This is a genomic window from Desulfovibrio sp. JC022, assembly GCF_010470665.1.
In the GTDB taxonomy this organism is placed as follows: Bacteria; Desulfobacterota; Desulfovibrionia; order Desulfovibrionales; family Desulfovibrionaceae; genus Maridesulfovibrio.
The window spans coordinates 39,654-51,542 of the sequence record NZ_VOPZ01000005.1 but is presented as its reverse complement, the minus strand read 5'-3'; the positions used below and the strand labels follow the sequence as shown (position 1 = coordinate 51,542).

The 11,889-nt window shown below is 47.6% G+C and carries 8 protein-coding genes; 5 read left to right on the top strand and 3 right to left on the bottom strand.

Translation table 11 applies throughout. The features are described from left to right. The first annotated feature begins 10 nt into the window (after positions 1–10). The 5 genes from ahcY (at position 11) to FMS18_RS09040 (ending at position 6,640) form a co-directional block, all read left to right on the top strand. Positions 11–1,429: an adenosylhomocysteinase gene (ahcY, locus tag FMS18_RS09060; protein ID WP_163293686.1), complete on the top strand. Its 1,419-nt coding sequence runs from the start codon at positions 11–13 to the stop codon at positions 1,427–1,429. 1,273 nt (positions 1,430–2,702) lie between these two features. Then, on the top strand, positions 2,703–4,115 hold the full coding sequence (locus tag FMS18_RS09055; protein WP_163293684.1) for a DEAD/DEAH box helicase: 1,413 nt from the start codon (positions 2,703–2,705) through the stop codon (positions 4,113–4,115). A 248-nt stretch (positions 4,116–4,363) separates the two neighbouring features. After that, positions 4,364–4,627 (top strand): RNA-binding protein, encoded by a 264-nt coding sequence (locus tag FMS18_RS09050; protein WP_015852943.1) that lies wholly within the window; start codon positions 4,364–4,366, stop codon positions 4,625–4,627. 168 nt (positions 4,628–4,795) lie between these two features. Continuing rightward, the gene (locus FMS18_RS09045; protein ID WP_163293682.1) at positions 4,796–5,794 is read left to right on the top strand and encodes a hypothetical protein; all 999 of its coding nucleotides are present in this window, start codon (positions 4,796–4,798) and stop codon (positions 5,792–5,794) included. Positions 5,795–5,830: 36 nt separating this feature from the next. Continuing rightward, positions 5,831–6,640 (top strand): class D beta-lactamase, encoded by an 810-nt coding sequence (locus tag FMS18_RS09040; protein ID WP_163293679.1) that lies wholly within the window; start codon positions 5,831–5,833, stop codon positions 6,638–6,640. Between the two features lie 41 nt (positions 6,641–6,681). Here FMS18_RS09040 and FMS18_RS09035 read toward each other — a convergent pair whose 3' ends face one another. From FMS18_RS09035 to FMS18_RS09025, 3 genes are all read right to left on the bottom strand, one after another. Beyond that, positions 6,682–7,908, bottom strand: coding sequence for an aromatic amino acid transport family protein (locus FMS18_RS09035; protein WP_163293677.1), 1,227 nt, complete (start codon positions 7,906–7,908; stop codon positions 6,682–6,684). Between the two features lie 72 nt (positions 7,909–7,980). Then, on the bottom strand, positions 7,981–9,399 hold the full coding sequence (gene aspA, locus FMS18_RS09030; RefSeq protein WP_163293675.1) for an aspartate ammonia-lyase: 1,419 nt from the start codon (positions 9,397–9,399) through the stop codon (positions 7,981–7,983). Positions 9,400–9,593: 194 nt separating this feature from the next. Continuing rightward, the gene (locus FMS18_RS09025; RefSeq protein ID WP_163293673.1) at positions 9,594–11,888 is read right to left on the bottom strand and encodes a diguanylate cyclase; all 2,295 of its coding nucleotides are present in this window, start codon (positions 11,886–11,888) and stop codon (positions 9,594–9,596) included. Position 11,889: the final 1 nt, after the last annotated feature.

Genomic DNA, 11,889 nt, shown 5'->3' with positions numbered 1-11,889 from the left:
GGAGGATACAATGCTTAAAGTAGATTCAAAGCTTGATTACAAAGTTGCTGACATTTCCCTTGCTGACTGGGGTAATAAAGAAATGCAGCTTTCCGAACGTGAAATGCCCGGTCTCATGTCTATCCGTGAGAAGTACGGTAAAGAAAAGCCCCTCAAAGGTCTTAAAGTCATGGGCTCCCTGCATATGACCATCCAGACTGCAATGCTTATCGAGACTCTTTATGCTCTCGGTGCTGATATCCGCTGGGCATCCTGCAACATTTTTTCCACTCAGGACCACGCTGCCGCAGCTATCGCAGCCAACGGTACTGCTAAGGTATTCGCATGGAAGGGTGAAACCCTCGAAGAATACTGGTGGTGCACCGAGCAGGCTCTCACATGGCCTGACGGTTCCGGTCCCGATCTCATCGTTGATGACGGCGGCGACGCTACTCTGCTTATTCACCACGGTGTGAAAGCAGAAGCTGATGCTTCCATCCTTGATGAGAAGACCGACAACAAGGAATTCCAGTGCGTTCTGGATCGTCTCAAACTTTCCGTTGCAGAGAATCCCGGTAAGTGGACTGCTATTGCTAAGCAGGTTCGCGGTGTTTCCGAAGAAACCACCACCGGCGTACATCGCCTCTACCAGATGCAGGAAGCAGGCGAGCTGCTCTTCCCCGCAATCAACGTTAACGATTCCGTTACCAAGTCCAAGTTCGACAACCTCTACGGTTGCCGCGAGTCCCTCGCTGACGGCATCAAACGCGCTACCGACGTAATGATCGCCGGTAAAGTCGTTGTTGTTGTCGGTTACGGTGATGTTGGTAAGGGGTGTGCCCAGTCCATGCGCGGTTTTGGTGCCCGTGTTCTGGTTACTGAAGTTGACCCCATCTGCGCGCTTCAGGCAGCAATGGAAGGCTTCGAAGTATGCCCCATGGCTAAAGCTGTTGAGCGCGGTGATGTTTTCGTTACCTGCACCGGTAACTACCACGTTGTAACCGGCGAGCACATTTCCAAAATGAAAGATGAAGCAATTATCTGCAACATCGGTCACTTTGATAACGAAATCGAAATGGGCTACCTTGAAGACAGCAAGACTGCCAAGAAGATCGAAATCAAGCCTCAGGTTGATAAATGGGTTATGGAATCCGGCAAGTCCGTAATCGTTCTCGCTGAAGGCCGCCTCGTAAACCTCGGTTGTGCTACCGGACACCCCAGTTTTGTAATGTCCAACAGCTTCACCAACCAGGCCCTTGCACAGATCGACCTCGCTAAAAACGAGTACGAACCCAAAGTAATGATTCTCTCCAAGAAGCTTGATGAAGAAGTTGCAAGACTTCACCTCGAGCGTCTCGGTGTTGAGCTTGAAGTTCTGACCGAAGAACAGGCCGGTTACATCAACGTTGATGTTGAAGGTCCTTACAAGCCTGATCACTACCGCTACTAAGATTTAATGTCCCTTAGGGGATGTTGATTTGAATATAAGATTCCGCAGTGCTTTGGTGCTGCGGAATTTTTTTTGTTTGGCTATCCTTGAAGTACGTAAAAAAAAGACAAAGATTGTAGTGTGAATAGTCCAGTTTTTCAGTGTCTTAAGCGGTATTGCACAAGCGATGAACAACTGTGGAAAAGTCGTGTTCCACACGACTTTTCCTTACTCTCCCAAGGGTTATCGCCGATTAGTAGTAGAAAAAGTCTAGAGAGTCTTGACCGAATTTTTGAGTCTGTTACTATACTTTCTAAAGCAACGACAAACTTTAAATTACAACATATATTTTGGGAAGTTTCCAGATAAAGTTTAGTAAAGTTTGAGTTGGTAGCTTGGTTCGCGTAAGTGAGGCAAATATGGATAGTCTTTATTCGGGGCCAAAGGCCTCGGTCAACAGTCCTAGAAATCCTAAGCCGCGATCTGAAATTCCATTACGATTGCTGGATTTATTTTGTCTCTGGATTTTGAACAAATACGGCGATGGTTTTTTCGAGTTCTGTGAGGCGATTTTTCGCTTTGTATTGGATTTTGAAAAGCAACAACCACAGCCTTCTGTACAGACTGTGGTTGTTTATTGTGCCAAGTTCTTAGCGTAGGCTTTTAACCTATAAAAAAATCGTGAACCGGCTGAATTAGGGAGACGTCTGCCAACGTCTCCCTTTTCTTTTTGTACGTTAACCAAACTTTAAATCTAAAGTCCACTCTAAAAATGAAAATAAGCACGTACGAGCATATAAATATGATAGAAAGAAGGTGATAATGGTTGAGAATAAAAAGTGAGCATAACATACTGAGATATGAATGTTTTTGTGTTTTTTTCTTGTGAATTGCAGCGGGAGGCTCTGTGAGTGCATTTTGTGTGTGATTGTAATGGTATAGTCTTTTAAATGTTGATTTTTCGCAATATCGTTTTATATAGCTAGTTATGTGGTTATAAAGTAAATTATTTATTAAACATAATCTTGTTTATGTTTTGAATTGTGTTCCAATCTGCTTTCAACCATCACCACATTTCCCCTTTACATTTACCCCATAATAAGTCACTAACTCCCACCTCGGCGTGACTGGACGCATATAAAGATCGCATTCCTTAAATCGGAATTTTCGCTCCATTTTTCGGAGCCCTTATCCTCTACGTTCCAGAGATTATTAAGTATTCGGAATAATTTCCGCAGCACGGTTGCCGTCACGCGCAGCCGTCAGATACAGTCCTATCACCACGGATATATTTGTGAGTTTCAAACAATTTTCTTTTGACCGGCGCATCATGGCCGGAATCAATGCTTGCGGCTATGAAACGCCGACCCCAATTCAGGAAAAAGCCATTCCCGAAGTCCTCAAAGGGCGCGATGTAATGGGCCTTGCCCAGACCGGAACCGGTAAAACCGCCGCTTTTGCCCTGCCTATCATGCAGCGTCTGCTGGAGAATAATTTCTCCGGTCAGGGACCTGTGCGTGTGCTGGTACTTGCGCCGACCCGTGAACTTGCTTTGCAGATTCATGAAAATTTTATGGAGCTGGGCGTTGAGGCCGGAATCCGCAGTGCCGCTGTTTTCGGCGGAGTGGGAGCCATGCCCCAGATTCAGGCTGCCCGCCGTTCATCCGTTGTAGTCGCCTGTCCCGGCAGACTGCTGGACCTGCTTAATCAGGGCGTGATCAAGCTGGACAAGCTGGACACCCTTGTACTGGATGAGGCCGACCGCATGCTGGATATGGGCTTTCTGCCGGATATCCGCAAGATCATGGCCCGTCTTCCCAAGCGTCGTCAGAACCTTCTTTTTTCCGCAACCATGCCTCACGATATCCGTGAACTGGCGGATAAAATCCTTTATAATCCGGCGACTGTGCAGGTGGCGAATACCGCCCCGGCCAAGACCGTGGAACATATTTTTTATCCGGTCAGCCAGCACTTGAAAAACAACCTGTTGTTCAGAGTTCTTGAACAGACTAAATACGATAGCATGCTGGTTTTTACCCGCACCAAGCACAAGGCTAAGAATTTGGCCCGCAGGCTTGCGGCTCGTGGTCATAAGGCCACTTTTTTGCAGGGTAATATGAGCCAGAATCAGCGTCAGCGTTCTCTGGACGGATTCCGGGACGGCACCTTCAAAGTTATGGTTGCAACAGATATTGCAGCGCGCGGAATTGATTGCGACCGCATCACCCACGTTATCAACCTTGATGTGCCCGATACCGCAGAAACCTACACCCACCGCATCGGCAGGACCGGGCGCGCAGGGCGTAGCGGCAGCGCATTTTCATTTGTTACCCGTGATGACCTGCGGCTCATGCGTGAAATTGAAAAGGCTGTGGGGTACTCCATTGAGCATCGCACGCTGGAAGATTTTGATTACGATAAGCCTAATGCTCACGCGGACCAAAAGAGTAACCCCCGCAGATCCGGCGGAAATACCGGTAGAGGGGGAGCTAAACGGTCCGAAAGGGGAGCTGGAAGACGTTCGGAAAGAAGTTCGGAAAGAAATTCTGAGAAAGGATCCGGTGCTGGTGAAGGTGGTCGCAGCTCTCGCAGTTCGCAAAAACGCAAGTATGGAAAATCTTCAACAAACAGTGAAGATAGCGGACAGCGCAAGCCGGGTCGTCCTCCAAGGAGAAGACGCCGTAACGTGCGGAGTTCTAAAGTATAATTTGGGGTTTTACTATCGAAGCCGAATATATTTTCAAAAAAAACATTTTATTTTTGAAATATTTTGCTTGACTTTTATAGGGAAGTAGTAAAACTGTGTCTTTAGTTGACAACGGCCTCTTTGAAGGAAGTTGTTTTTAGTTTAAACAGGTATATCAAGGAGCAGCGTGCGCATCTTGTTCGCTGTCCTTTTTTTGTACCTGACGCACCTGCGTGAAAGTTTTTTACATTTTTTTAGGAGAATTTTTAATGTCCAAGAACATCTATGTCGGTAACCTGCCCTGGTCTGCAACTGAAGACGAAGTCCGCGCTGCTTTCGAAGCTTTCGGTGAAGTTGTATCTGTTAAACTCATCGAAGACAGAGAAACCGGTCGTCCCCGTGGCTTCGGTTTTGTTGAAATGGAAGACGCTGGCGCAATGGAAGCTATCGACAATCTGGATGGTAAAGACTTCGGCGGTCGTAACCTCAAGGTTAACGAAGCGAAGCCCCGCGCACCGCGCCCCCGCTGGTAGTCAATATATAGTTTGACTGTCTTTTTCTGAGCAAGCGATTGCTCCTAAGCCCGTTTTTCAGTTGAAAGGCGGGCTTTTTGTATTTTCAGCCGATCTTCATTCCGTTATAAACATCACCGATCCTGCAAAATAAATTCTCATCAGACTATCATTCCCGGAGATTTTTACATGTTGCGCAAGCTCATCTTTCTTGTTTGTCTTTTGTGCCTTCCATCTATGGCTTTTGCTCAGCCATTTCATGTGCGCACGTCATCTTTTGTGCCCGTAGAGGGTGAAACAGTATTCAACGGCAAGTATCTTACTGACGGAAACAGTACTACCGGATGGATTGAGAACAGTGAGGGCAGCGGGGCCGGGGAGTGGGTTCAGTTCTTTTTCCCGGCGCAGGTTATTGTTGATTCCGTTTACATTGTGAACGGGGTTGATGCCGGGCCGAATCAGGGTAAGGTTAATCGGGTTAAGGATGTTGCTATTTCGTTTTCCGGGGGCCAGCGGCAGGAGTTTACCCTTATGGATTCAGATAAAAAGCAGAATCCCAGAATCCGTAAATTCCCCACCACCAGCCTTGGTCTGAACATCCGCTCTGTGTATAAGCATAACAGCGTTGAACAGGCCGGGGTTTCCGAGGTGCTTATCAAGTATCACCGTATTACCCCGGATGAGATTGCAGCTGCCTCAGCTCCCGAAAAAGGAAAGCTTGATACTTCCGCAATTGGTGAAGCCGTGATAGTCAAGCCACGCAAGATGAGCGTGGAGGAAAAAAAAGTTCTTTACGAAAAGATGAGCGATCTTGAGAAGAGGCAGGCTGTGCTTGATGAAATGAAGGTCTTTTTTGACAAGTTCTACACAAATTTTGTGACCATCAATGAAGAGTACCCGCGTATGTTTACGCAGGATCAGTTCCTGCTCGAAAGTTCCACTTTTGAGAATTTCCGGGCCATGCTGCAAAAACGTAAGGTTCTTGATAAATATCAGCAAGCGATAGTTTCGACATCGGGTTTGCGTTTCAGCATCCGCACCCTGACCCCTACGCAAGTGGAACTTTGGGTCAAAGGTGATTATACGGTTATCTATGACATGCAATCGCATCAGATAACGGAAAATTCCCTGTTTCACTTGAAGAAAGAATATGGGGAATGGAAGGTCAAGAATAAGACTGAGTTCTAAGTTTGTTCGCTGAAGTAATTTTTACAAGAGACTGCCATGGTTTTGTTAAGGGTGTTTGGGGTTACTGTATTTTGCTTATGCATCTTTTGCTCAATTGCTTTTGCCGGTCCTGTCGTTCTTGATAAGCGACTTGCCGAGCCTTTTGAAGAGTGTGGATACAAGGGCTGTTTTGTTCTGCTTGATGCTGAACGTAAAGTCATTACTTCCAGTGATTTGCAACTGGTAGATAAACCATTGATGCCGGCATCGACATTTAAAATCGTTCATAGTCTTATAGCCCTAAAGAGCGGGGTGCATGAAAATGTCGATTCAGTTTTGAAGTGGGATGGTAAGAATCGCGGGTACAAACCTTGGAATCAGGATTTGAACCTTGAACAGGCTGTTAAGTATTCAGCTATCTGGTATTTTGAAGAGACAGCCAGACGTATAGGCCGCGAGCGTATACATGAAGAGTTGTTGGCACTGGGCTATACAAATGCTGACACAAAAGGTTCTACAATCGCTTTCTGGCTTGATGGCAATTTAAGAGTTACTCCTTTGGAGCAGGTTGAGTTTTTAGAGAAGCTGTATACCGGAGGGCTCACTTTTGCTCAGGAAAACCAGAAGGCAGTCAGAGATCTTTTGCTCTTGGAAAAAAATGACGATTACACCTTTTGGGGTAAGACCGGATGGGCTCAGAGGGTTAGCCCACAGATCGGCTGGCTAGTGGGGGCAGTGAAAGTAAAGGATGGCAGAATGTTTTACTATGCCACCTATATTGAGTCTTCTGAGCCGGGAGCTTCGTTTTCCAAATCGCGGTTTGAGATTACCAAGAAGTGTTTGAAACTGTCCGGGATTATAAGTTAAAAAAGCGGGGGATGATCTCAGATCATCCCCCGCTTTTTTAACTACCTCGTATGATGAGACCAGTATTCCACATTCGGGCTGAGATGCAGCAGGCCGAATTCCTGTCCCAGTTCGATGAGCAGCACTGCGGCGAAGCAGACAATTAAGACCATGCCTGAATATTTGCGGATGGAGCCTTGGGGCGCATATCGCCAGACAATGAATCCGGGCAGGATTCCGAAAATGATGCATTCCCCGACTCCGCCTACAAGGTTGATGGCAATGAGGAAAATGTCCGGATAGAGCAATCCGACCAGAAGCGGAGGCAGGAAAGACAGACACCAGACAACTGCTTTGTTGTCGATCCCGAAATTGCTGGAGGTGAGGTCGCGCATAAAGCTCAGCAGAGCGGTTCCGTTGGCCATGAAAGCGGTGGACATGGCTACTACGGCAAAGATTAATGCAACGTAAGTGAATACCGGAGTTTGCAGCAGCTTTTCCAGCGGGATGGTGGCCGGATCGTTATTGCCGAAGGCGGTGATCAGGTCGATGTGCGTTTCCGGGTTGGAGAGCGGAAGTGCGCCGAGTACAACCAGCAGCCAGGTGATGTTCATGACCATGCCGATGGTTGTTCCGCCGATGATGGCGGTGCGGATTTTTTTGCGGTCATGCCCAAGGGTGCGGCAGATACTGGGAATGATGTTGTGGAAATGGAAGGCCATGAGCAGCACGGGCAATCCTGCCGGAATGTAGGTCCAGTCCAGCTTTTCAAGATTCGGCGCGGAAACATCGGGAACAACCATAAAGACGAGCGCGCCGAAGGTTATCCACATGACTGTGACCATGTAAGGCGTGCATTTCTTCATCATTTTCATGCCGAAGGCTGTCATTCCGGTAACCAGAGCGAAATAAAGAACCATTACCACTGGTTCTGGCAGGGTGGATTGCAAACTCATGATAATGGCCGATATGCCGCAGAGATAGGCCACCAGCACCCCGTAAAGGATGATCAGGTTGGCGATAATGGTCACCCACTTCCCCGCATTGCCCAACTCGTGTTGGAAAAATGTGGGCAGGTCAGCATTTTCACTGGTGGTCAGGCTTTTTTGTTCCGAATAGATCAGGGCGGTGTAGGTCATGAGCACCCACATGAGCAGGGTGGCGGCAACCGATGGATAGAAACCTGCGGCACATAAATTGACCGGCAGGGCGAGTATGCCCGCGCCGAGCATGTTTCCCACAACCACGAACATCATGGACATGGCGGAAGCTGATTTTTCCTGAGTCATTCGTCACTCCTGTTGCAAATCAGTTTGAAAAAAAGCCCGCAGAGCAGAAGCTGTGCGGGCTTTGGAATTGTTTTACTCAGCAGTCTCAATAAGGTTCAGCGGATGGGTGTGAACCATGGCTTCGGGCGAGAGGGCTTTATCAAGATCTTCTTTGGACATGTAGCCTTTTTCAATGACGATGTCATAGACCGAGCGTCCCGATTTGAGTGCCTCGTTGGCAACTTCGGTTGAATTCTCGTAGCCGATGTAAGGGTTAAGTGCAGTGACCAGTCCGATGCTGTTTTCCACATAGCCCCGGCAGACATCTTCATTGGCTGTGATGCCGGAGATGCAGCGGTCAGCCAGAGTGCGGAAACCCCGGCGCATGATGGTCAGGGAATTGAGCAGGCTGGCGGCGATAACCGGTTCCATCACATTCAGCTCCAGCTGTCCGGCTTCTGCGGCCATGCTCACGGTAACGTCACTGCCGATTACGGTGAATGCTATCTGGTTGACCACTTCCGGGATGATGGGATTGACCTTGCCGGGCATGATGGAAGAGCCCGGCGCCATGCGCGGCAGGTTGATTTCATTGAGTCCGCAGCGCGGTCCTGACGAAAGCAAACGCAGGTCGTTGCAGATTTTGGAAATTTTTACAGCTACGCGTTTGAGTACACCGGAAAGCTGCACATAGGCTCCGGTGTCCTGAGTGGCTTCAACAAGGTCCGGAGCCAGTTCAAGATCGAATCCGGTAATTTCCTTAAGTTTTTCGGTGACCATCTGGGCGTATTTAGGCGGTGCGTTAAGTCCTGTGCCGATGGCGGTGCCACCCATATTGATCTCGCAGATCAGGGTCTTTGCCTCGCGTACACGCTCGATATCTTCGCCGACCATAACCGCGTAGGAGGTGAATTCCTGCCCAAGAGTCATGGGTACTGCGTCCTGAAGCTGGGTGCGGCCCATTTTCAGGACACGGGAAAATTCCTTGCCTTTGGCTGCAAAGCTCTCTTGAAGATATTCCATGGATTCAATGAGCTGGTCCATCTTGGCGATGAGGGTAAGCCGCAGACAGGTGGGGTATACGTCATTGGTGGACTGGGCCATGTTGACGTGGATATTGGGATGCAGGTTGTCGTATTCGCCGAGTTTGAAACCAAGTTTTTCAAGACCGATATTGGCGATGACTTCGTTGGCGTTCATGTTGGTGGATGTCCCGGCCCCGCCTTGAATGATATCCACCACGAACTGTTCATGGTGTTTGTCGGCGAGGAGTTCATCGCAGGCAAAAACAATTGCCTTGGCCTTGTCCTCTTCAAGTTTGCCCAGTTCTAAGTTGGTCATGGCTGCTGCTTTTTTGATCTGAGCCAGTGAATAAATTATGTGCGGATAGTGGGAGATGGGGATTCCGGTAATGCGAAAGTTTTCGGAAGCCCTCATTGTCTGTGCCCCGTAAAGGGCGTCGTCGGGAACTTCCTTCGGGCCTATGCAGTCGTGCTCATTACGAAATTTCATTTCTTTCTCCAAAGAATTGTATTGTGAGTGTCTTTCGGGGTGGATAAAGTGCCGGGAAATAAAAAAAGGCACTGTATCCTCCCGTTAATTCAGTTTTACCATATCGGTATATGGGGTCAATACAACTATTTGAAATCTTTATTTACACACTGCTTGTATGGAAATGTGCCGTTTTTGTGAAAACTGGAGTAAGTTTAAAATGAATATCCGTTTTTGCCCATACTCTTGGCTTTGTACATGGCTTCATCTGCAATGCGGATAAGCTTTTCTTTGTCTTCGCTTTTGTCCGGGAAAGTGGCGATTCCGATGCTGACCCCGATCCTGTACACTTTTTCGCCTATATAGAAGGGTGCGCGCATGGAATCTATTATGCGCTGGGCAACAACTTCGATTTCATTGCTGGTTCCCACATCCTGTAGGATAAAGATGAATTCGTCTCCACCGATGCGTGAAAGGGTGTCGCTGGCGCGCAGGCAGTCACTGAATCTTCCGGATACTTCTTTGAGTACAGTATCCCCGGCCATGTGCCCAAGCTCATCATTAACCTGTTTGAAGTTGTCAAGGTCGGCATAGAGGATAGCCACTTTCATGTGGTTGCGTTTGGCTTGCGAAAGGGCCTGCTTTAGGCGGTCGTCAAAAAGGACCCGGTTGGGAAGTCCGGTCAGGTTGTCAAACATGGCCAGACGCCGCATAGTCTCCTCGTGCTCCTTCCGGTTGGATATATCCATGAGAAAACCATCCATGCGCAGGATGTTTCCAGCTTCATCCTTGATGGCCATTATGGTTTCGCTGGCCCAGAAGGTGGTTCCGTCTTTGTGTTTGTGTCTGGCTTCAAAATTATTGGTGTGTCCGAATTTTTTAAGAATGGTTAAAAGCCGTTCCCGTTCCTCGGGCAGGACATAGCAGTCCCTTGCAATATCAGTTGTTTCACTTAGAAATGATTCTGAAGAGTTGTAGCCGTAATATGCAGCCATCTGGCTGTTGGCACTTATGAATTCTCCTTGCGGTGTTGTCTGAAAAATTCCCAGCGGAGCAGTGGTTACCAGTGCGCTGTAATTTTCTTCAGCCTGTTTCAGGGCTTTTTCTTCGTTTTTGCGGTCTGTAATATCAAGGATGAAGCCGACCATACTCCCTTCATCAGGAAGTCTGGTCCCTTTTTCATAAACCCAGCGTTCGCTGCCGTCGCTGCAAATTATGCGATATTCATGTTCAAATGGTTTGTTAAGGCTGATGGCTTTATTTATATCATTTTTCAGTCCTGTGCGGTCGTCAGGATGTACAAGGTCGTAGTACATGCTTTTGCCGCCCTTGAGAAAGTCTTCAGGGTCATATCCGGTTACCTTGCGTACCTTGGCACTGATATAATGCATTTCATAGGGTTGGCTTATGTTGCATTTGTAAATGATGCCCGGTGCATTTCCGGCAATGGCTTCAAAAACGTTGTCTTTGCTTTTGAGTTCCCTGTTCTGGCGGAGGAGCAGTTGCTGCGACCTGTGGTAGTAAAAGAAAAATATGATGGCGAAGAAGAGTAAGAATAAAAAGACAAGCATTGCCGACCGCACTGCTCTTATAGAGGACATCGAATTGGTTGCGTCGGTTTCGGGGGCGGAAATTGCGACAACAAGTTTCATTTCTCCGAAACGTACACTGTGCCATGCAACAAGTTTCCGCTCAACGTGTTGGTTTCTTTTTACGGTGAAAGAGTATTCCCCGCTGCCATATGGTTCGTGAAGCATGCGGGAATCTATTTTGATGAGGCTTTGATAGCCCTTGTGAAGAGAAAAGACGTTCTGCCCCAGTATTTCAGTTTCTTGGTCGTAGATAACTGTTCCGGAACCGTCGATAATGTATCCGGAGCCGAATTTACCTATTTGCAGCGGGGTTATGTATTTGTCAGTAAGTTGGTCCAGATCAATGACAATTGTTAGAATTCCTGCAAACTGTTGCTGAGCCCATACAGGCATGAGCAGCCCGGCTAGCCGCTTGTTCTCATTAATAACAGGTTTAGGGGTGATGAATCCTGAACGCATTCCTGAAACAGCAGAAAAGTATTTTTCTGTCCACTCCTGCGCAACCCGGTGGGCCTGTATCAGTTTCGGGGAATTGATTTCAGATGTTACGGGTTCAATTTTCGGTGAAGAGTGAAAGCTGATCAGGGTTAGGGCAGCCAGATCATTTTGCTTTATTTTAAAAAGTTTTTTTATGGATTCCGGTGATCTTTTGTTGTTGATAAAGTCCACCAGTGAGTATTGAGCAAGGGTGGTAGAAGATTCAACAATATTGCCTAGTTTGTCTTCCAGAGCAGTGGCTACCAGTTTTGTTTGTAAGGCCTGTTGTTCATTGAATATTCTTTCCTGATCGCGGATGGACATGGTGTCCAGCTTCATGCACAGGTAGCTGGCTGTGGTCAGGATTAAGATCAGAGGGATAACCAGCCTGAGCGGAATCCATCTTTTGAAAAAGTTGTCTTTTTTAGCTGCTAGAATCAAT